The sequence below is a fragment of the Dehalogenimonas sp. W genome, from assembly GCF_037094495.1.
In the GTDB taxonomy this organism is placed as follows: Bacteria; Chloroflexota; Dehalococcoidia; order Dehalococcoidales; family Dehalococcoidaceae; genus Dehalogenimonas; species Dehalogenimonas loeffleri.
In genome coordinates this window covers 1,702,364-1,724,037 of sequence record NZ_CP146612.1, presented here as the reverse complement: position 1 = coordinate 1,724,037, position 21,674 = coordinate 1,702,364, and the positions used below count along the sequence as shown (strand labels likewise).

At 46.8% G+C, this 21,674-nt stretch carries 18 protein-coding genes and 6 tRNA genes; 15 read left to right on the top strand and 9 right to left on the bottom strand.

Annotation, left to right across the window (positions count from 1 at the left end):
• The first annotated feature begins 47 nt into the window (after positions 1 to 47).
• The gene (locus tag V8247_RS08915; protein WP_338737489.1) at positions 48 to 614 is read left to right on the top strand and encodes a bifunctional nuclease family protein; all 567 of its coding nucleotides are present in this window, start codon (positions 48 to 50) and stop codon (positions 612 to 614) included.
• A 70-nt stretch (positions 615 to 684) separates the two neighbouring features.
• On the opposite strand, the gene V8247_RS08910 is transcribed toward V8247_RS08915, so the two are convergent.
• Positions 685 to 774 (bottom strand) — tRNA-Ser (locus V8247_RS08910).
• Between the two features lie 96 nt (positions 775 to 870).
• A tRNA-Ser gene (locus V8247_RS08905) sits at positions 871 to 958 on the bottom strand.
• A 113-nt stretch (positions 959 to 1,071) separates the two neighbouring features.
• Here V8247_RS08905 and V8247_RS08900 point away from each other — a divergent pair.
• The 12 genes from V8247_RS08900 to V8247_RS08845 all read left to right on the top strand — a co-directional run bounded on the left by V8247_RS08900 (position 1,072) and on the right by V8247_RS08845 (position 10,615).
• Positions 1,072 to 2,352, top strand: a complete 1,281-nt coding sequence (locus tag V8247_RS08900; RefSeq protein WP_338737488.1) for a cation:proton antiporter — start codon at positions 1,072 to 1,074, stop codon at positions 2,350 to 2,352.
• A gap of 56 nt (positions 2,353 to 2,408) precedes the next feature.
• A tRNA-Arg gene (locus V8247_RS08895) sits at positions 2,409 to 2,481 on the top strand.
• A 31-nt stretch (positions 2,482 to 2,512) separates the two neighbouring features.
• On the top strand, positions 2,513 to 3,088 hold the full coding sequence (locus V8247_RS08890) for a 2-oxoacid:acceptor oxidoreductase family protein (protein ID WP_338739376.1): 576 nt from the start codon (positions 2,513 to 2,515) through the stop codon (positions 3,086 to 3,088).
• Positions 3,081 to 3,377, top strand: a complete 297-nt coding sequence (locus tag V8247_RS08885; RefSeq protein ID WP_338737487.1) for a 4Fe-4S binding protein — start codon at positions 3,081 to 3,083, stop codon at positions 3,375 to 3,377. Before V8247_RS08890 ends, V8247_RS08885 begins: the two co-directional genes overlap by 8 nt.
• Positions 3,377 to 4,552 (top strand): transketolase C-terminal domain-containing protein, encoded by a 1,176-nt coding sequence (locus V8247_RS08880; RefSeq protein WP_338737486.1) that lies wholly within the window; start codon positions 3,377 to 3,379, stop codon positions 4,550 to 4,552. The genes V8247_RS08885 and V8247_RS08880 overlap by 1 nt, the downstream gene beginning before the upstream one ends.
• Entirely contained in the window at positions 4,552 to 5,472 is a 921-nt protein-coding gene (gene porB / locus V8247_RS08875; RefSeq protein ID WP_338737485.1) for a pyruvate synthase subunit PorB, read from the top strand. The genes V8247_RS08880 and porB overlap by 1 nt, the downstream gene beginning before the upstream one ends.
• Positions 5,469 to 5,939, top strand: a complete 471-nt coding sequence (locus V8247_RS08870; protein WP_338737484.1) for an NAD(P)H-dependent oxidoreductase subunit E — start codon at positions 5,469 to 5,471, stop codon at positions 5,937 to 5,939. Before porB ends, V8247_RS08870 begins: the two co-directional genes overlap by 4 nt.
• A 1-nt stretch (position 5,940) precedes the next feature.
• The gene (locus V8247_RS08865) at positions 5,941 to 7,818 is read left to right on the top strand and encodes an NADH-quinone oxidoreductase subunit NuoF (protein ID WP_338737483.1); all 1,878 of its coding nucleotides are present in this window, start codon (positions 5,941 to 5,943) and stop codon (positions 7,816 to 7,818) included.
• 5 nt (positions 7,819 to 7,823) lie between these two features.
• Positions 7,824 to 8,555: a 2Fe-2S iron-sulfur cluster-binding protein gene (locus V8247_RS08860; protein ID WP_338737482.1), complete on the top strand. Its 732-nt coding sequence runs from the start codon at positions 7,824 to 7,826 to the stop codon at positions 8,553 to 8,555.
• A gap of 40 nt (positions 8,556 to 8,595) precedes the next feature.
• A tRNA-Pro gene (locus V8247_RS08855) sits at positions 8,596 to 8,672 on the top strand.
• Positions 8,673 to 9,007: 335 nt separating this feature from the next.
• Complete coding sequence (locus tag V8247_RS08850; protein ID WP_338737481.1) at positions 9,008 to 10,477, top strand: NAD(P)/FAD-dependent oxidoreductase; 1,470 nt, start codon at positions 9,008 to 9,010, stop codon at positions 10,475 to 10,477.
• 63 nt (positions 10,478 to 10,540) lie between these two features.
• Positions 10,541 to 10,615 (top strand) — tRNA-Gly (locus V8247_RS08845).
• Positions 10,616 to 10,629: 14 nt separating this feature from the next.
• On the opposite strand, the gene serS is transcribed toward V8247_RS08845, so the two are convergent.
• Together serS and lysS are read right to left on the bottom strand one after the other, a co-directional pair.
• Positions 10,630 to 11,874, bottom strand: a complete 1,245-nt coding sequence (gene serS, locus V8247_RS08840) for a serine--tRNA ligase (RefSeq protein ID WP_338737480.1) — start codon at positions 11,872 to 11,874, stop codon at positions 10,630 to 10,632.
• A 6-nt stretch (positions 11,875 to 11,880) separates the two neighbouring features.
• Positions 11,881 to 13,365 carry a lysine--tRNA ligase gene (gene lysS / locus V8247_RS08835; RefSeq protein ID WP_338737479.1) on the bottom strand — a complete coding sequence of 495 codons (1,485 nt, stop codon included), beginning with the start codon at positions 13,363 to 13,365 and terminating at the stop codon, positions 11,881 to 11,883.
• A 166-nt stretch (positions 13,366 to 13,531) separates the two neighbouring features.
• Between lysS and V8247_RS08830 the strand changes: the two genes are divergently transcribed.
• Together V8247_RS08830 and V8247_RS08825 are read left to right on the top strand one after the other, a co-directional pair.
• Complete coding sequence (locus V8247_RS08830; protein WP_338737478.1) at positions 13,532 to 14,200, top strand: zinc ribbon domain-containing protein; 669 nt, start codon at positions 13,532 to 13,534, stop codon at positions 14,198 to 14,200.
• A gap of 9 nt (positions 14,201 to 14,209) precedes the next feature.
• A tRNA-Ile gene (locus V8247_RS08825) sits at positions 14,210 to 14,285 on the top strand.
• 52 nt (positions 14,286 to 14,337) lie between these two features.
• On the opposite strand, the gene mfd is transcribed toward V8247_RS08825, so the two are convergent.
• The 5 genes from mfd to rplI all read right to left on the bottom strand — a co-directional run bounded on the left by mfd (position 14,338) and on the right by rplI (position 21,668).
• Positions 14,338 to 17,766 (bottom strand): transcription-repair coupling factor, encoded by a 3,429-nt coding sequence (gene mfd / locus V8247_RS08820; protein ID WP_338737477.1) that lies wholly within the window; start codon positions 17,764 to 17,766, stop codon positions 14,338 to 14,340.
• Positions 17,767 to 17,843: 77 nt separating this feature from the next.
• Complete coding sequence (locus V8247_RS08815; RefSeq protein WP_338737476.1) at positions 17,844 to 19,190, bottom strand: ATP-binding protein; 1,347 nt, start codon at positions 19,188 to 19,190, stop codon at positions 17,844 to 17,846.
• Positions 19,177 to 19,854 (bottom strand): DnaD domain protein, encoded by a 678-nt coding sequence (locus V8247_RS08810; protein WP_338737475.1) that lies wholly within the window; start codon positions 19,852 to 19,854, stop codon positions 19,177 to 19,179. Before V8247_RS08810 ends, V8247_RS08815 begins: the two co-directional genes overlap by 14 nt.
• On the bottom strand, positions 19,854 to 21,209 hold the full coding sequence (gene dnaB, locus V8247_RS08805) for a replicative DNA helicase (RefSeq protein ID WP_338737474.1): 1,356 nt from the start codon (positions 21,207 to 21,209) through the stop codon (positions 19,854 to 19,856). Before dnaB ends, V8247_RS08810 begins: the two co-directional genes overlap by 1 nt.
• A gap of 6 nt (positions 21,210 to 21,215) precedes the next feature.
• On the bottom strand, positions 21,216 to 21,668 hold the full coding sequence (rplI, locus tag V8247_RS08800) for a 50S ribosomal protein L9 (protein WP_338737473.1): 453 nt from the start codon (positions 21,666 to 21,668) through the stop codon (positions 21,216 to 21,218).
• Positions 21,669 to 21,674: the final 6 nt, after the last annotated feature.

Sequence of the window (21,674 nt, the reverse complement as noted above, 5' to 3'; positions counted from 1 at the left end):
AGAATTGAAACGTCTTCAAGTCTGTTGCAGGGAGGCCCTTTTATATAATGATAGAAATGACCATTGAGAGTATCCGGGTCAGTTTGGTGAATTATCAGCGGGTGGTCATGCTGAAAGAAAAGAACACTCTGCGTTATCTGCCGATCTGGATCGGCTCTGCCGAAGCTCAGGCCATCGCCATCAGATTGCAGGAAGGTATTCAGGTGCAGCGTCCGATGACGCATGATCTGCTGGCGACTGCCATTGAAGTACTTGGGGCAACCGTGGATCACGTTATTGTCAGTGACCTGAAGAACGACACTTTTTATGCGAAGATTTTACTGAACATCGGTGAAAACCAGGTGGAAATAGATTCCCGGCCCTCAGATGCTCTGGCATTGGCCGTCCGCGTGGATGTTCCAATATATGCGGATGAGTCAGTCCTTGATAAGGCTGGAATTGTCCTTGACCGGGAAAGTGAAGGGCAGGAGGTACTGGACGGGCTGGATGGCGCCGCCGATGTTACCGAACGGCGCAAAAAGGCCAGTGAAGATGAAATCAACAAAATGAGCGCTTTCCGGGACTTTATTGAGAACAATTTGGATCTGGAAGACTTTGATAAACGGAAGTCTTAAAAAGACTTAAAGGTGAAAAAAAGCGGGACGAAATTTCGTCCCGCTTTTTAATTCTAGAGTGTTGTTTAGGTGGCGGAGAGGGTGGGATTCGAACCCACGGTCGGGTTGCCCCGACTCACACTTTCCAGGCGTGCCTGATAGTCCACTCCAGCACCTCTCCGCATGAGTCGTCCCACCTGGTAAAGCCCGACAATGATATAAAAAACGGCGTCCTTAGTCAAGCTAACAGTAATCGCTTCAAGGCTTATAGTATGAATGGCGGAGAGGGTGGGATTCGAACCCACGCTCCGTTACCGGAGATCGCTTTTCGAGAGCGACACCATCAACCACTCGGACACCTCTCCGGCGGCTATTTTACCTGAACAGGCCGTTAATGTGAAACCCCGTCACACGACAAATAATTCGGTTGATGCGGCATTGGAAGAATTTTTGATTATCTGTTAAAGTTACTCTCCATATGGAAACTGACCTTATATATTTTAAACTGATACTGACTTTCGGCTTGGTATTATTAGCTGCCCGTTTGGGTGGTGAAATTGCGGAAAGATACTTCAAGCAACCTGCGGTAATCGGAGAATTAGCCGCCGGCATTATTATTTCGCCGTTCTTGCTAGGAAGTTTATTCAACGATCCGGTGATTCTTAATTTTGCCACCATCAGCGGTCATTTTGCTGAAGGTGGGCTGGAGGTTGAAAATTTCAACCCCCTACAGATCGTGTCCGAAATTGCTGTTATTGCACTTTTGTTTGTGGCTGGTTTGGAAACTGATGTCCGGGCTTTTGTTAAAAATGCTTTTTCCGGCGCATTGATTGCAATTGGTGGTGTTATCGTTCCGTTTATTTTGGGCTATGGTGCCGCGATGTACTTTTTTCCGGAAATCGGTACTGTCGGTTGGTTGTTTACCGGTGCGGTGCTGACAGCTACAAGCATAGGTATCACCGTACGTATCCTGATGGACATGGGTAAGCTTGGTACCCGAGAGGGCACCATTATTCTCGTGGCTGCGGTTATTGACGACATTCTTGGTTTGGTAATTCTGTCAGTGGTGATTACTATGGCGAAGACCGGTGAGCTTTCAACCGGAGCGGCTATTGTTACCGGTTTGATTGGCTTTGCGGTTTGGCTGGGGATTTTATTCATCGGATACTTTGGGCACAAGTATATTTCCCGGTTTTTACTGGCTCCATTCAAAGACTCTGGTTTAATGCCGATTACCGCCCTGGTTATTGGTGTACTGATATCTTACGGGGTTACTTTGGTGGGGTTGCATCCGGTAGTTGGTGCCTATGTTGCCGGTTTGATGTTTGCTGCCACCGCCGAACGTGAGGATATTATTCATCAAACGCGGCCTATAATGCTGTTCATGGCGCCGTTCTTTTTTGCCTATCTTGGTATGCAGGTTGATCTTGGGGCTATCGGAGCTGTCATTATTCCAGCGTCAATTATTATCGTGCTTGCGGTGTTTGGTAAAGTTGTTGGTTGTTATATACCGGCACGCTATATCGCCAAGTGTGACCATAAAGGCAGTATGATAATCGGTATGGGGATGGTGCCTCGGGGTGAAGTAGGACTGATAGTTGCGGGTGCCGGATTGCTCGTTGGTGCCATCAGTCGGGATATATTTGGTGTTGCCGTAGCTGTGAGTTTGGTTACCACATTAATCGCGCCTTCACTCTTGAAGCCGCTGTTTAAAAAAGCCGCGAGTGAAGCTCCTTCTTCACCACATCTGCCACATTAAAGCTGATTTCTTGTCAAAAATACGTTCTATAAGATAGAATGTATACTCACCTATTTGCCCCTGTAGCTCAGGTGGATAGAGCACCAGCCTCCGAAGCTGGGAGCGAGCGTTCGAGTCGCTCCAGGGGCAGTATTACAAATTTAATCAGGGAGGGGCTACTATTAAAAGCGAACTTGCTGAACTCAGGTGGCACGGTCGCGGTGGCCAAGGGGCCGTCACATCGGCGGAACTGGTGGCTCAGGCGGCAATTTCCGAAGGCAAATACGCTCAGGGATTCCCCAGTTTTGGCCCGGAACGGCGCGGGGCGCCGGTCATGGCTTTCAATCGGATCAACGCAAGTAATCCAATTCGTAATCGGGCGGGCATCACCAATCCGGACGCCGTTATTGTTCTGGACCCCAGTCTTATTGAAATTGCCAGGGTAACTTCCGGTCTCAAACAGGGTGGGACTATCGTTATCAATACCACAAAGCCACTGGACTCATTTCCCGAATTATCCAAGCATTGGCGTGTTGCGGTTATTGACGCCAATCTTATCGCTCGGGAAGAACTGGGTGTGCCCATCGTCAATACCACCATGCTTGGGGCCTTAATCAAGGCTCTGGGGATCATAGATCTGGAATCTATGACTGATCCGGTGAATCACCGGTTTGGCAAGATTGCTGCGAAAAATCTCAAGGCCATGAAGCGGGCTTTTGAAGAGACCCGGGTAAAGGAGCTTGAAACTGGTGGCTAAACAAGAACATGAATTGACCTGGAAAGACATTGAAATTGGTGCTGCCGTTACCGAACCTGGCAGTGCTGCGGTATATAAAACCGGGGATTGGCGCTCTCAGCAACCCTCATACGATTTTTCACGCTGCATCAAGTGCGGAATCTGCTATATATTTTGTCCGGAAGGCTGTATTCATCAGAACCAGAAAGGCTTTTTTGAGGCTGATTTTTTCTATTGCAAAGGCTGCGGAATTTGTGCTTATGAGTGTCCTACCCGGGTAATAACCATGCGGGAGGAGACCGAAAAGTAATGGGTAGACGAATTGGAATTGAAGTATCAATAGCGCTGGCCGATGCGGTAAAACTGGCTAATGCAGATGTAATTGCTGCCTATCCTATCACGCCGCAGACTCACATCGTTGAGCATCTAGCGGAGCTTGTCGCCGAAGGCGAACTGGATGCCGAATACGTACCCGTTGAATCAGAACATTCTGCGCTGAGTGCCTGTTTGGGATCATCGGCAGCCGGTGCAAGAACTTTTACAGCTACTGCCGGACAAGGGTTGGAGCTAATGCACGAGGTTTTGTATGTAGCTTCCGGCATGCGTTTGCCTATTGTCATGGCTGTCGCTAACCGCGCCTTATCATCGCCTTTATCGGTGTGGGGGGACCATTCCGATGCTATGGCGGTCAGGGATACCGGCTGGATTCAGGTCTTTACTGAGAACGGCCAGGAAGTAGTTGATCAAATCATCTGCGCCTTTAAGATTGCCGAAGACCACAACGTGCTGTTACCGATAATGGTGCATCTGGATGGTTTTCATCTTTCTCATGTGATTGAACCCATTGAGATGCCTGAAGAATCAGATGTTTGTGAGTTTTTACCCCCCATTCACAGTCCTTTAACATTACATCCTTCCAAACCTGTAGCCATGGGTGATTTTGCCCCGCCGGTGGTCTTTACTGAAGCAAAATGGGCTCAGGAACAGGCAATGTCCGGGGTCAAGAAAACCATAATACAGGTCTGGGATGAATATGCCCAAAAATTTGGTCGCTCTTATCATCCAGTTGAATGTTATAAATGTGAAGGTGCCAAAACCTTGCTTTTTACTATGGGCAGTTTTTCGGAAACCGCCATGTCAGCGGTGGATAGTCTCAGGGCCAAAGGTGTTGATATTGGGTTGATTCGGCTCCGCCTGTGGAGACCGTTTCCGTTTGAAGAATTCAGGGCAGCAGTTAAAGGCGTTAAGACACTGCTGGTACTTGATCGAAGTATTTCCTCCGGTGGTCCGGGCGGTCCGGTTGCTTCGGAGCTGAAGGCCGCTTTGTACAACGAAGCCGATAAACCCGCTGTGGTCAGTTTCATTGGGGGTTTGGGTGGACGTGATATTACGGTAGATGGTTTTGAACAATTGATAACCGATGGAATGCGGATAGCCGCATCAGGCACCGATAAAGAATATGAGATGATCGGGGTGAGGGAATAATGCAAAATCTGAATATTTATGCCTCCCGACTGGTCTCAAAAGAAGAGCCGTTTGCGCCCGGCCACCGAGCTTGTATCGGTTGTGGAGAAGCACTCGCGGTCAGGCTGGCCGCCAAGGCTTTTGGGCCCAATACAATCGTTGTTAATGCTACAGGTTGTATGGAAATCGTGGCTTCCCAGTACCCTTATACGTCCTGGCAATTGCCGTGGATACATACACTTTTTGAAAATAGCGCTGCGGTAGCTTCGGGTATTGAGGCTGGACTAAAAGCCCAGATGCGTAAAGGAACACTGCCTCAGGAAGATATCAATGTGGTTGCAATTGCCGGTGACGGTGCAACCCTGGACATTGGTTTGCAGGCGCTATCCGGTGCTATGGAGCGAGGACACAATTTCTTGTACCTTTGCTTCGACAATGAAGCCTACATGAATACAGGGATACAACGTTCATCCGCTACGCCCTTTGGAGCGGCAACCACCACCTCTCCGGCTGGCAAGGTTCATGCCGGGCAGCTGTCATGGAAAAAAAATATGCCGGAGATTGCCGTTGCCCATGGGATACCATACGTTGCCACCGCTTGCCCCAGTTACCCTTTTGACCTGATTGAAAAAGTGAAAAAAGGATTGGCTGTTAAGGGGCCGGCATATATCCAAATTATGTCGGTTTGCCCCACCGGTTGGAGATGTGATACCGATATTTCCATACTGTTGGGCCGTTTAGCAGTGGAAACCGGAGTTTTTCCTCTTTATGAAGTTGAGAACGGCCGATACAAGATGAGCATGGAGCCTCAAAAACTTAAGTCTTTACAGGAGTACACTAAATTACAACGTCGGTTCCGACATCTAAAACCGGAAACTCTTGCCCAAATTGAAGCTCGTGTTGTGGAAGAATATGAGAATTTAGTGGAGAAAGCTAAATGACGATAACTGTAAATCTTAACGAAGCAACCGTCAACAAGGTGTTGGCAAAACATAATAATGACGCCAGTATGCTGGTGGCTATTCTTCAGGACGTGCAAACCGAGCTTAATTATTTGCCTAAAGAGGCTTTAGTAACTATCAGTGAATGTCTTGATGTGCCGTTGAGCAGAGTTTATAGCGTAGTTACATTTTTTAAGGCCTTCAGTTTGAAACCTCGGGGACGGCATAGCATTCATGTTTGCATGGGTACTGCGTGCCATGTCCGCGGTGCCGAAAAAGTATTAGATAAACTTGAGACAGATTTATGCTTGTGTGCCGGAGAAACTTCAACAGACATGAAATTCACCCTGGAAACAGTAAATTGCGTCGGTGCCTGCGCACTCGGCCCGGTGGTTGTTGTGGATAATGAATATGTCGGTCAGGTAAATACAGATAAGGTAAAATCCATTTTGGAAAGCTGTAAATAGTATGGCCTTAATACAAACTAAGAACATTCGGCTTAATTCTAAAAAAGAGCTTGAAGACCATCGGGACGGATTGAATTTCAACACGCAGGCCAGTCAACGGGTAATCACCGTTTGCTGCGGCACCGGGTGTCTGGCTTATGGTGCGTCAAAACTGGCCCAGGCGTTCCGTGATGAAATTAAATCTCAGGGCATGGAATTACAGGTAACCGTAAAGACTACCGGCTGCCATGGTTTTTGTGAACGAGGTCCTTTGGTGGTTATTAGGCCGGAGAATACCCTGTATCAACGAGTCAAATTTGGAGACGTTGCGGAGATAGTTACTGAGACTATCAGCCGGAATAATGTAATTGAACGGCTCTTGTATTCTGCACCCGGTAGCACTGACAAGATCACTTGTGAACATGATGTACCTTTTTATAAAAAGCAAATGAGGCTGGTCTTCGGCGCCAACGGTTATATTGATCCTACCAGTCTTGATGACTATATAGCGATTGGGGGTTATGCGGCTCTGTCTAAGGCGCTTTTTGAGATGACGGCTGACGATGTCATTGACGAAATTAGACACTCAGGGCTTAGAGGTCGCGGAGGTGGTGGTTTTGCCACCGGCGCGAAGTGGCAAAGCACTCGTGAAGTTGATGATGCTCTGAAATATGTCATATGCAATTGTGATGAGGGTGACCCCGGTGCCTTTATGGATCGGTCATTAATGGAAGGCAACCCGCATTCCATCATTGAGGGCATGTTGATCGCTGCCTATGCTGTCGGTGCTCATGAGGGGTATATCTATATTCGCCATGAATATCCGGTTGCTTTACAAAATGCTGAACTTGCCATTAAGCAGGCCAAAAGCGCCGGGTTGCTGGGCGAAGCCATTCTTGGCTCAGAGTTCAGTTTTGATGTCAAAATAAGTCAGGGCGGCGGTGCTTTTGTCTGTGGTGAATCAACTGCTTTAATGGCCTCGGTGGAAGGTCGAGTTGGTGAACCTCGAGCCAAATACGTTCACACATCTGAAAAAGGTTTGTGGGATCATCCAACGGTATTGAATAATGTAGAAACCCTGGCAAACGTGCCGTTGATTATCAACAAAGGCGCTGATTGGTTTTATGAAATTGGCACCGCCAACAGTAAAGGAACCAAGATTTTTTCGTTGGTTGGTAAGGTGAACAATACAGGGCTGATTGAAGTGCCTATGGGGATTACCCTTAGAGAAATTATTTACGATATCGGAGGAGGGATTCCAAACGGCAAGAAATTTAAGGCGGTACAGACCGGCGGTCCTTCAGGGGGATGTTTGCCGGAAGATAAGCTTGACTTGAATGTAGACTTTGATGAACTTTCCAAGGCCGGCTCAATGATGGGTTCGGGTGCCATGATCGTTATGGATGAAGACAATTGTATGGTGGATATCGCCCGATATTTCTTAAGCTTTTTAGAAGGTGAATCCTGTGGCAAATGCGTACCCTGCAGGGAAGGGCTAAAGCGGATGCGGCAAATTCTGGACCGGATTATTGCCGGTGATGGGCAGGAAGGGGATATTGAAACCTTGACTGATTTGTCGGAAGCTTTAACGATGGGAGCTTTATGCGGTCTCGGTGGCTCCGCAGGCAATCCTGTGTTGTCTACACTTCGCCATTTTCAAAATGAATATGAAGCTCATATTAAGGATAAAAGGTGTCCCGCCGGCGTCTGTAAACCGTTGATTACCTACAATATTATTGACGGTAATTGTACAGGCTGTAATTTGTGTGTTAAAGCTTGCCCGGTCAATGCGATTACTTCCCAGGGCAAAAAACAACCGGTTATTCTGGATCAAACTAAATGTACCAAGTGCGGTGCCTGTTATGATGTTTGCCGCCTGGATGCCGTGGAGGTGAAATAATCAGCATGGTAAAGTTAACAATAAACGGCCGTGTATTTCAGGCACAACCCTGTGATACTGTCCTTGCCGTGGCACAAAAAGCTGGAATTAACATTCCTACCCTGTGTCATTCCGAAGCGGTTCATGATTACGGCGCCTGCCGGATTTGTCTGGTTGAAGTAGAAAGACGCGGACGCAAGCGCCTGGTTACAGCGTGTTTGTATCCGGTAGAAGAAGGGCTCAGCGTCACAACTGATTCAGAGCGAGTTACCAAGGTCCGCCAGATAGTCATTGAACTGTTATTAGCCCGAACCCCGACATCTGAAGAAATACTTGCTTTGGCGGAACGTTATGATGTTACCGAGTCCCGGTTTTCAGATATGGAAGGGAATAACGGCGATAAATGTATTCTTTGTGGTCTTTGTACTCGGGTTTGTTCTGATGTAGTTGGGGTAAATGCCATTAGCCTGGTTAACAGGGGAACCAAACGAGAAGTTGCCTTACCTTTTTACGACGATGAAACGGCTTGTATTGCTTGTGGTTCTTGCGCTTATATTTGTCCGACCAGCGCTATTACTTTGACTGACTCGGCTGATTGCAGGACGATTACTTGGCCGAACAGTAAGGCGGATTTTCCGATGAAAGAATGCTCGTCCTGCGGTACTCATTACGCCCCGGTTAAACAGTTGCAATACATGGCTGAAAAAGCTCATCTGTCCATTAGCGAATTTGACTACTGTCCAGATTGCCGCCATTAAATCAGTCAAGGCGCTTTTGAGGGTATACCCATTTAAGTAACGGGGTGTAGCGCAGTTGGTTAGCGCGCAGCGTTTGGGACGCTGAGGCCGGAGGTTCGAGTCCTCTCACCCCGACCATCGGGTTAATAACGGGAGATAGATTGTGACTGCAGACACAGTGGTCTTTATTTGGGTGGTCAGAACTAAGAGCTGACTCTTTTTATTCTAATTTGCCCCTGCTATACAAGCTGGTCTTCCTCTTTGGACAAAAGCCTTAAACAATTTACGGTGTTTGAAAATTATGATGGCGTAAGCGTTGAAGTCAATGTTATTGAAAAGTCGGTATAATTTAACACTTTGTTGTCGACAGTACGCTGCGATACTGGTTCCCATAACCGGCAAGATAAAATGTCTGCGGAGTTCAAATTCTGCAAATTACTTTAAAATTACATTTACTGGAGATGGACACATAGTTGGCTCGTTTTGAGTACGATTTAATTGTTATCGGCGCCGGTATCGGCGGGTTGGCTACTGCCAGTTTTGCCGCAGGCTTGGGTAAACGAGTCTTGCTGGTAGAAAAAGAACGCATCGGTGGTAGTTGTACATTGAAAACCTGTATGCCTACAAAATCCCTGATTCGTTCAGGAGTGATGGCAAATGTGTTGCAGAGAGCCAAGGACTACGGTTTAACCTACCAACTTGACCACTACAATGCTGATGGAGTTTTTCCGTATATCAACCGTGTCATTGCCGATGTGAATTCCATTGACACGCCTGAAAGCTTCAACGCAATCGGCATTAACACGGCTTTTGGTTCAGCTCAATTTATTGATAGACACCACGTATTAGTAGGTTCCAGAAAATATTCTGCCGATCGCTTTATTATCGCCACAGGTAGTCGCCCAGCCAGTATTGGCATTCCAGGAACTGATATTCCCGGATGCTTGGATGTGGAAAGTCTTTTTAGACTGAAAACACTTCCTGCCACTATGGTGGTTATCGGCGGTGGGCCTGCAGGTGTTGAACTTGGGTTGGCACTTCGGCTGTTGGGGCAGGAAGTAACTATTTTGGAAGTTGCTGATTCAATTCTGTTTCGGGAAGATCGGGAGATAGTGCAATGTTTGGTGGATCATGTCAAAAAGCTGGGATTAAAAATTATAACCGGTTGTAAGGTGAAGGAACTTCAACAACATGAGAGCCAAGTACGGATAACCATTACTGACAGCGATGGTACCCTGCGAGACATTGTAAGCGACGCTGTATTAATGACTATCGGCCGAACGCCGAACATTGAAGGTCTCAATCTGGAAAAGGCGGGCGTAGAATATACCGGTAAGGGGATCACGGTTAACCGTCATTTACAGACTACTCAACCTAATATATTTGCTTGTGGGGATGTCACCGGTTTGAGCCAGAACGCTTCCATGGTTGAAAAGCAGTCACTGGCGGCAGCTAATAACGCCATCGTACCTGTGTTCAAAACCCGACAGAACTTTGAACATATGGTTTCCGTGATTTTTACTGAGCCACCCCTGGCCAGAGCCGGATTGACCGAAGAAGAGGCTGCTGCTCGATTCGGCAAGCGCATCAAAATATACCGGTATGACTATCGGAATTTGCGCCGAGCCAAGATGGAACGTCAGGATTACGGAATGGCCAAGATCATTTGCCGTACTAACGGCAAGATTATCGGCGTTCATATCTGGGGTGAAAGGGCCGAAGAATTAGCGCATGAGATGCAATTGTTGAAAGCCACCGGCAAACCATTGCATTTTCTACACTCAGTCAGCCACGCTTACCCTACTTTTGCCGAAGGGGTGTTGAAACGCTTGGGTGATATGGCTTACGTGGATAGGATGGCTGGGAATTTATTTGTTAGACTTGGTTTGAAATTGTTGCCCGGATTCAAGAATAACCTGAAAGCAATTAAAGCCAAACTTTGATATAATCACCCGGCTTTGACACCACATCTGGCCTCGGTTTAGAATTACATTGGTTGTCTTGCTGCGGGTGTAACTCAGTGGTAGAGTGCCTGCCTTCCAAGCAGGTTGTCGCGAGTTCGAGCCTCGTCGCCCGCTCCAATTTATCTTTAATTTTATTCAGCCTTTATAAAGTCAATTCCCATGAATGGTCTCAATACTTCTGGTACCATCACTGTCCCATCTGCTTGCTGATAATTTTCTAATACGGCGATCAGTACTCGCGGCAATGCTAATCCAGAACCGTTAAGTGTATGAACGAAATCTACTTTACCGTTATTGTCCCGCCTATAACGTATATTAGCCCGACGTCCCTGGAAATCCCAACAGTTGGAACAGGAGCTGACTTCAAGCCACTCGTTTACACCCGGTGACCAAATCTCAATATCATAGCTTTTGCTTGAAGCAAAGCCGATATCTGCGGTGCATAACTGAACGATTCGGTATGGCAACTGAAGTGCTCGGACAATATCCTCGGCATCCTCAAGAAGCCTTTCAAGTTCGTCATTGGATGTTTCCGGGCTGGTAAACTTATACAGCTCCACTTTGTCAAACTGATGACCGCGTTTAATGCCGCGGGTGTCCTTGCCGGCGCTCATCTTTTCGCGGCGGAAACAGGCAGTATAAGCGCAGTAGTTGATCGGTAATTGTTCGTTGGCAATAATTTCATCCCGGTGCAAATTGGTTAGGGGGACTTCAGCAGTCGGTACCATCCACAAGTCGTCAACCGCATCATGGTAAAGATTATCAGCGAACTTTGGTAAATTGCCCGACCCAATTAACGCCTCCTTTTTAACCATGAACGGGAGATACATCTCACTATAGCCGTGTTTTCTGGTATGCAAGTCAAGGAAAAACGAGATTAGGGCTCGCTGCAATCGGGCACCGGACTTTTTAAGTACATAAAAACGGGAGCCGGATAATTTGACACCACGTTCAAAATCAATGATTCCTAATTGTTCTCCCAGTTCCCAATGGGGTCTAGGGTCAAATTCATATTTCGCTGCCTCCCCGTAATATCTTAAAATAACATTGTCGGCTTCGCTGGTGCCATAGGGAACGCTTTCCTGAGGAATGTTGGGAATCTGCAATAAAAAATCATGTAACCGTTTTTCAATATTACGCAGTTCTTCTTCCGAAGCGGCAATTTTTTCTCGCAGGATTCTACCGGGCTCCGGATCTGTCGGGCGAGTCTGGGACATTTCTTTTCGTTGACGTCGGAGTTCGTCCAGCACCTGTGTGGTTGCCCTTCGGGCGTTGTCGGCCTCAATAACTTCGTCAATTGGAGCCTGTGTTTGGCGGTCGGCAACGGCACGACGTACGATATCAGGATTTTCCCGAATATATTTTAAATCAAGCATTTCAAGCTACTCCTTATCCTTGAGAGTCGGAAACAAGATGACCTCCCGGATGGAACGGTGTCCGGTCAACAACATTATCAAACGGTCAATACCAACACCAAGCCCACCCGTGGGCGGCATACCGTATTCCAGCGCAGTAAGGAAGTCTTCATCAATGGTTTCCGTATCGTCAACCTGCGGCGCACAGGATCCCTTTTCCAGCTGGGCCGAAAAACGGTGTTCCTGTTCCAATGGGTCGTTCAACTCGGAAAAAGCATTTGCTATTTCCATTCCACCGGCAAAAGCCTCAAAGCGTTCCACTATACGTGGTTCGCCAGGTTTGGTCTTAGCCAGCGGCGACATTTCTATAGGGTAATCAACCAGAAAACACGGTTGCACCAGATGAGGTTCAACAAAGTGGGAGTGTAATTCGTCAATCAATTTACCCTTGTCCTTTGCTTCATCTGCTTCCAGGCCGAGTTCTTTCATCCTAGCTCGCAAAGACTCAGCATCCGAATAATCCAGAAAGTCAACCCCGGAGTGTTCCAATAAAGCGCTGCGGAAATCTACTCGCGGCCAGGGTGATTTAAAATTGAGGGTAACGTCCCCGTGTTCCACCGTAAGCCCACCTGTGATAACACTGACAATCCCGGAAACCATTTCCTCAACTACTGTCATCATATCCTGGTAGTCTGCATAGGCTTTGTAACACTCCAGCATGGTGAACTCGGGGTTATGTTTAAGGGAAATACCTTCGTTGCGGAAGATCCTACCGATTTCATAAACACCGTCAAATCCGCCGACAATAAGTCTTTTTAAATAAAGTTCCAAGGCGATACGCAGGTACATATCCTGCTGTAAGGCGTTGTGGTGAGTAAGGAACGGCCGGGCGGATGCCCCGCAGGCTAGAGACTGGAGTACAGGGGTTTCCACTTCAGTATAGCCGTGAGAATCCAAATAACGGCGGATTTCGGAAATAATCTGAGATCGCCGCCGGAAAGTATCCTTAACTTCCGGGTTGGCAATCATGTCTAGATACCTTTGGCGATGCCTCTTCTCAGTATCCTGCAGCCCATGCCATTTTTCCGGCAAAGGCTGCAGAGATTTGGTTAACATCAGGAGCTGAGTCACGCTAACGGAGGCTTCTCCGGCACGGGTTCGCATCAACACGCCGGTGGCACCAATGGTATCCCCTATATCAAGAGAACTCAGTATTAAGATGCTGGTTTCATCTAGATTTTTCAGGCTACAAAATAGCTGTATTTTACTGTCACCATCACGTAGGTCAATAAAACTTAATTTACCCATATCACGCCGTGATATCACTCGCCCGCTTACGGTAACCACCGGTGGCTGAGTGCCGCAATCTTCTGCAAATTTGAGATCATTAATTGCCTGAAGGTTGGTGTGTGTTCTGTGAAATGAATTTGGATATGGATTAATGCCTGCTTGCCTCAAGCGATCAAGCTTGTCCTGTCGGTCTTGAGTAATTCTTTCGTGTCTTGAGGCCATACTACTCTCTTTCCAAATAGGTTTGCTGTATGATAATTATAGGCGATGACAGTGGAGCCCGCAATGATGAGGTATTTTATTGATTGTACGCGCAACAGCTTGATGAAACCTGTCTGATAGTGTTACAATTTTAACGCTAAACATAACTTAACGGAGGTAAGAAAAAATGCCGATTTATGAATATATCTGTCCCGTATGCCGCAATACCTTTGAGTTGCGACGACCATTTAGCGAGTGCGATGCCGTCACCGAATGCCCGACTTGTAAAGCTGAGTGTGACCGTATAATATCCGCGTTTTCCCATGTGACTGCAACCCCAGCCGATCATTATCTCCATGCTAAAGATAAAGCTGCTGAAAAAATGTGGCTGTCTGAACGAAAAATTGAAGATGACAAGATTAAAAATCCAGACCCGCTTGCGAAATGGCGGGAGGAAAGGCAGCAGGCGTGCGGTAAAGGTCCCGAAGCTTGGGTTGAGTGGGCAAAAGAAGAAGTAGCTCGTAAGGAAAAGGAAGCCGACGAAGAACGTACCAAGGAAACTGCAGTTCGTGACTATGCTAATTGGGCGGCTAAGTCAACTTCGGCTGATCCAAAAGAGCGAGAAATGTATAAAGCCGCTATTGAACAGGAGAAAATGGCCGCTGCCTTTGATCCGGAGGAAAGAAAACGCAAGTGGAATCCGGTAACCGAAGTTTGGGAAGATGACAAACCGGAGTTTGACTATCCGCCCGTGTTCAAGCCCAAGGGTGAAAAGAAAGAAAGCCGCTTTGAGCGCAGGAAGCCGGAAATTACTGAAAACGAAGACGAGATTCCCGAGGACGAGCAGTATCTTTAATTGTCCATCGGGCTCGTAGCTCAGTGGTTAGAGCGGGCGGCTCATAACCGCTTGGTCGCAGGTTCGAAACCTGCCGAGCCCACCATTTCTGCATTTTAGGTATACGGTAAAGCGGGGTGATATATTCACCCTGCTTTTTATTTCGCCAGGCGCCAGGTTATTTCTTCCAGCAATTGGCGCCAGTTGACGCCTGGTTCTTGATATTTGATCCTTATTTTGGTCGGCGAAAGCGATATTCCAGATTTCAGAGGGCGAAGCCTATTAAAATCCGGTTGAAGGCCAGGGTGAAAACTGATGATAATTTCGTCGTTCGCTGTACTGAAGGACTTGATTCCAATTTTTACACCAAATATCCGCAACCTGATTAAAAACAAAACATCGGCGGTTTCAGAAGGGATAGGTCCGAAACGGTCAGAAAGTTCATTTTCCATTTCAGTTAAATCACTGGTATTATTGATTGCTGTCAATCGTTGATACAGCCTGAGTCTTAATTGGGTATTGGCTATATATGTTTCTGGAATATAGGCAACAATTGGTAAATCCACCGACGGAGGGGTAAGCCGGCGTGTGTTGGATTCAATCGGTTGTTTGTGCTTTTTCTGCTGTTTTTCAACAGCTTCACTTAGCATTTCGGTATAGAGGTTAAAGCCCACAGCGCTTATCTGACCGCTCTGCCTGGTTCCCAGCAACGTGCCCGCACCCCGTATTTCCAGGTCTTTCATCGCGATGCTGTAACCAGCGCCTAATTCAGCTGCCTCATAGATGGTTTTTAGTCGTTTCAACGAAGTTTCCGTTAGACGTTTATCTTTCTCATATAATAGGTAGGAATAAGCGAGGTTGGTACCCCGACCAACACGCCCCCGCAGTTGATAAAGTTGGGTCAATCCGAATCGGTCTGCGTGATTAATGATAATGGTATTGGCATTAGGAACATCCACGCCGCTTTCAATTATAGTTGTACAAACGAGGACGTTTTCGGTTCCCTCAGTAAAGCGGGACATCACCATTTCCAATTCGTGTTCCGGCATCTGGCCGTGGCCGACAGTGAATGATGCTTCCGGTACCAGTTTTTGCAGCTTCGCCGCAATATGATAAATGCTGGCTACCCGGTTATGAACAAAGAACACCTGGCCTCCGCGCTCTAGTTCTCTTAGAATGGCCTCTCGGACGATATTATCATCCCAGGCGGCGACAATGGTTTTAACCGGCAGTCTCTCCTGCGGAGGTGTTTCAATAATGCTCATATCTCGGACACCGGTCAGGGATAACTGAAGTGTTCGTGGGATGGGAGTCGCTGATAGGGTAAGTACATCAACTTCTTGACGTAATTTTTTCAGAAATTCTTTGTGCATCACTCCGAATCGTTGTTCTTCGTCAATGATCACGAGTCCTAAATTGTTAAATCTTACATCGGATTGCAGCAACCGATGGGTACCGATCACGATATCCACCACACCGCAGGCCAAATCGTCAATTATTCGGCATTGCTCGCTTTCGGAGCGGAAGCGGCTAAGTGATTCAAGTTTTAGGGGAAAAGCTGCCAGCCGGTTTTTAAAGGTGACATAATGTTGTTGGGCCAAAACCGTCGTCGGTACCAAAATAGCAACTTGGCGTCCGTCCATGACTGCCTTAAACGCTGCCCGTAATGCTACCTCAGTCTTACCATAGCCCACATCGCCTAGAATCAGGCGGTCCATTGGCTGTGGTTTTTCCATATCAGTCTTAATGTCATCAAGTGCTCGGATCTGGTCCGGTGTTTCTACGTAAGGGAATGAACCTTCAAGTTCCCGCTGCCAGATGGTATCAGGTGAATATGCATATCCACTGACAAGCTGTCTGTTGGCGTAAAGTTCAACCAACTCTTCGGCCATCTCCTCAGCCGCTTTTTGAGCTTTTTCTTTGCTACGAGTCCATTCAAGAGTGCCCAATCTATTTAAAACTGGGGACTCGCCGTCGGTGCCGATATAACGGCCTACGCGCTCTATCTGGTCGGTTGGAACGTACAATCGGTCACCAGCGGCATATTCCAGCAGGAGGTAATCTCTATTGGTTCCACCGGCCTGCTTATTAATGATTTCTTTAAACTGGGCAATGCCATGATCGATATGCACCACAAAGTCGCCCGGGTTGAGTTCGGACAGTACCAATCCTTTTATATTGGAACGACGGTGACTTTGCCTTCTTGTCTTTATAAAACCGAAAAGCTCAAGATCGGTGAATAGAAAAATTTCACCCATCAGCACCCAACCTGAGTCCGAAAGACTGTGGATTATGGTCAGGCTTTTAAGGAAATCGGTGCTAAATTCTTCGGCTACTTTAAAAGGTATGGCTTTTTCCTTCAGTAATTCCTGAAGCCTTTCAGATTGGTAACTCAGAATAATTACTGTTTTCTGTTGTTCAAGTAATTCCGGGAGTTTTTCAAAAAAAGCGGGTAAGCGTCCGGAGTAACTGGATGCACCGGCAAATGGTAGTTCAATGCTGCTGTTAGATGACCCGCCCCATGACCGTAATTCAATAGTGAGTCGACTATTGAATGATTTGTGCAGATGTTGCCAATATAGATACGGTATCGGATAATCGGTGGGTAAATGCCGCTGTGTTTCTTTTTCTATTCGTAATTGTTCGGCTTCTTCATGGTATGACTCCCAAGATCGTGCAACCAGTTCAGGGTCATCAATAAACACGATTGTGTCAGTCGGGACATAATCAATTAAAGACGATTTATTAACATAAGGCTGCCAGAAACCGGATGTTTCCGGTCGGCCCCCGGCATTCAATTTATCCACTTCTTCCAATAATTCTTCGTACACCGTATTTTCAAGACCATTAAGACAATCTTGTCCCCAGTGTCGTGGTGTTATTAACAAAGAAGCCGGGCTAAGCTCTACACAGTCAAGGGTCCTGATGGAGCGTTGGGTGCCGGGGTCAAAGAGTCGGATGCTTTCAATGGTGTCTCCGAAGAATTCCAGGCGAAAAGGATAATCTTCGGTCGGTGAAAATATATCAATTATGCCGCCTCGACGACTGAAGCTTCCTGGTACCTCAGCTAATACATCTTGCCGATAACCGGCGGCAACCAGCTGGCCGGTCAGTACCATCGGGCTAATTTCAGTCCCTGAGACTAATGTGTTCCAGACGGCAACAAAGTCATCTCGTGCTGGGACATGTTGCAACAGACTTTCCAGTGCAATGACTGATATCTGTGGTATGTTGTTGTTAAGTCCGGTTATTCTAGCCAATGCCAGAATCGTATCCATTTGTGTTGTGCGGTCGGTTGCCGCTCTTTGATAAGGCAAAAGTTCGGGGTACGGGTAAAGCAAGATGGCACTCTCAGCAAAATATAGTGATAACTGCTCCGTTAGCTGTTTTGCCCGTTCTGAATTGTGTGTAATTACGATGCAAGGTCTTTTGAGTTCGTCGCAAATAGAACTGATTACATAAGAACGGGCGGATTCAATGGTTGAACAGCTTAAATCCATTGCTCCGGATTTCGCTTGATTAATCAGTTGCAGGTAAGAGGTGTCGTTGCGAAGAAAGTAGAATAGTTTTTTAAGTTTAGGTGTCATAATTTGTTAGGATATTATACGTTGACCCAAAATAGAAACGAAAAAAGCCCGATAACATGGTGTAGTAAGCACAAAGTTTATTTCTTAGGATAGTATGTCTTATTACCGGCTCTTGAATGGGCCTTTTTCCCCCTGCTGGTATCACCTCGGTAATCGGGGGCGGTGATATTAAAAACCATGCTGAATTGATGATCAATGAAACGGGAACTGATAGCCGGTTCAATTTCATCAAGCGACGAACGGGTGGTAATCACTGTTGGTAATTGAGCGTTGTAGCGGTAGCTAATGACCTGATACAATTTTTCCTGAGCCCAGGGAGTGGAAGCGTGTTCTCCAAAATCATCAAGTACTAAAAATGGCGTAGTCTTAACCCTGTCGAATATTTCATCATAGGAAACGCGGCTGTCCGGTGTAAAAGTTGACCTTAAATGATCCAGAAACTCCGGCACGACCGTGAACAAAGCTGGCAGATTAGATTGATAACGGTAATTCACGATTGAGGACGCCAAGTGCGTTTTACCGCAACCGGTGACGCCCTGTAGAATCAACCAGCCGTCAGGGGCTCGTGCGAAATCATAAGCTACCTTGTAGGCGCGATTAAGGTTTTCCTGTTCCTCCAACGGAAGGTTAAGACGCTCACGGTCAAATGAGGCAAATGTCATGCGTTTTTGTAATTCCAGACCTTCAGCCCAATCACGTCCGGAGATATCGTTGCTGCCGAGGCTGAACATCGCTGTCTGATGAGCATTGTTAATCCTGTTTTTGACCCGTTCATCTAGAACTTCAAAAGGTACACCTGTGGCAATTACAGTGGGTAATTCCTGATGATTGCGGTAAGTTAATAGTTGTTCTAATTTTTCGCGAACCCAGGGAGAATCGTTCTGGACTCCAAAATCATCCAACACTAGAATAGGGATGGTCTTTAAACGCTCAAACAAGTCGGCATAGGCATACTCAGCGCCTTGGGAAAAACCGGCTCTTAATTCATCCATCATATCGGGAGCGGAACGGTAAACGACAGTTTTACCACTGGCAATTAACTCGTTAACTATCGCAGCCAACACATGTGTTTTGCCTGAGCCGGAAGGACCAGTAAAAACCAGTAAACCTTTAGGTTCCCCGGTAAAGATTCGGGCAGCTTCCACGGCAGACATATAACTCGTTTTTTGTTGGAGGTCCCCATGTCGGCCTTCGGGTAATAAATTGTCAAAATTTAGTTCCCTTAGCGTTCCCAGTCGGGAATAATCCAATAAACGCTGTTTCTTTAACATCATGTCTGTGGTGCCGGCGACACAGGTACATGGCACGCTTCTGGAATAATCGATTTTGCCACTCGGAGTCTTGGGATACACAAAGCGTGCTCCCAGACATTTAGGGCACTCGGGTTTCATATCGGAACGTTGTTCAAATCTATCGTTGGACAAATTTGCCATAGCGTCCTTTGACATATTTGTCGGGGCCTTTTTGAATATCTCGCTGATGTGTTCCATTTCTTTCACCTTGTGTCGCCCAATTATCCAGTATTTTACTAATATAACGCCAACTACGCTTATTCAATTCAGATGCTTCTGAAATAGCATCCCGGATCCAGGTTTCCGGATAATTATCCATAGCTGATCTAAGTTCATCGGCAATTATCGGTGTAATAAGGCCGATATTTTGTTCATATAATGAAAATATATTAGGTGTTTCTATTGGCGGTGTAACCGGTATTGCCGGAACAACCTCTGGGACTTGTATTTCACCTTGTTTTATAAGAGCGACTGATTTCCGACCCGAAGCATCGTTCAAAAAATACGTTTTTGCGCCGTTAACACCATTAAGCTCAATTATGTGATTGTGCTGACCGGCCAGGTTCATCGCTTTCCGTATCTGATCCTGGTCCAATTGGCCTTGAGCTTCCGCGACTAGCTCCAAGTCTGTAACGAATCTGGGTTGGCCTTTTTTAGCAAAAAACAGCTTGAAAAAAATCAACGTTGTTTTTAGTTCATCAAGATCATTAATTATGGGCATCACCCGGCTGAAAAACGGCTTGGGAATGCCGCTATAGTCAAAACTTTCGGAATATCCGTCAAAGACCTGGTTCATCAGCCAATCTCAGCAACGCTTTGGAGGTTTTCAAATTTAGTCAGCGCATGACGGAACCGCACCTTAACGGTGCCGATTGGGCCGTTGCGATGCTTGGCAATAATAATATCAGCCAGTTCACTGGGGTACTCTTTGTCCGGGAATTGAGCAGCCCATTCCTCAGGCTTATAATATACCTCTTCCCGATAAATAAAAATTACGATGTCGGCATCTTGTTCAATTGAACCGCTTTCCCGCAGGTCAGAGAGTTGTGGCAGGTGCGAAGGACGACCTTCAACGGCGCGGGACAACTGCGACAAGGCGATAATCGGTACGTTAAGTTCCCGGGCAATACCTTTGAGAGCGCGCGAAATATAACTTATCTCCTGAACTCTGTTATCCCGGCCATTACTGGATTCACCTTGTAACAATTGCAGATAATCTACGATTATCAGGTCAAGTTTGTTTTCAAAATTAAGACGACGTGCTTTAGCGCGAATTTCGGAAATTCTGAGTTGTGGGCTGTCGTCAATGTAAACCGGGGCCTCCGACAAGTTGCCAATGGCGTGCATGATTTTGTTTTCTTCGTCGGGCGTTGAAAGACCAGGTTGGAAATATCGGGTGTTAATGCCGGATTCCGAGGAGACCAAACGTTGAACCAGAGATTCGGCTGACATTTCCAAGCTGAAAATAGCTGTGCAGGCATGATGATCTACTGCGGCGTTTCGGGCGATATTCAGGCCGAAAGACGTTTTACCCATACTGGGGCGACCCGCGACAATAATCAAATCGCCCCGGTTCATTCCACCTATATAGTCATTCAGTCCATGAAATCCTGTGGGGACCGTTTCCAGTTGCTCCCGGTCTGGAGGAGGTTCCAGATATTTACTGAGAATGTTCTTGATGTGTACGAAATCAAGCGATGTACGCTCATTGCGTAAATTAAATAGCAGTGATTCCGCATTGGCGATAGCGGCCGAAGGCTCTGGGCTGGCGGTATAGCCGATATTAGTAATTTGAGTACCGGCGGTAATCAATAACCGAGATACTGCAAGATTATAAACAATACGGGCGTAATGTTCGGCATCCAGCGATGTTGGTACGGTGCTTATGAGGTGCGACAAATAAGCCGCGCCGCCGATGGCTTCAAGTTTCTGTAGTCGCCCTAATTCCTGGGCAATAGTGACTTGGTTAATGCCCGCTCCCCGCTGAAAAAGCGATAATGCGGCTTCATATACAAATTTCCCGGAATCAGAATAAAAATCCTGTGGTTTTAGGAAGGTGACCAGCTCATAAATCACCTTGCCGTCTATCAGCAACGAGCCATTAACCGCTTCTTCAGCGGCAATATCATGGGGTGGCAGCCGGTTTTCCACCAAAACCTAACTCCCTTTTGCGACGACTTTAACCTTGATCACCGGAGTCAAGGAAGCCGACAGCCGTACCGTAACCGGATAAACGCCAAGCTGCCTGATTGGTTCGTCAATCTCAATCTTCCTTTTATCTAGGGCATAGCCGCTGGCGGCTTTGACCGCAGCAGCTATTTCCGTGGTAGTGATTGAGCCGTATAGCTTTTCACCGGCCCCTGTCTTACCTGCAACTTCAACTGTCAGCTTTTCCAGCAATTCAGCAGTAGCGGCCAGTTCAGCTTCTAAATTTGCTTGTTTTTTGCGCTCGGCTTCAATTTGTGATTGGATATGGGCGGTTGCTTCTTTTGTCGCCGGCGCGGCAAAACCGGATTTTAACAAGAAATTCCTGGCATAACCGTCCGGCACTTCTTTGATTTGACCGGTTTTACCGATATTCGGTACGTCTTTTAAAAAAATAACTTTCATCTAGTT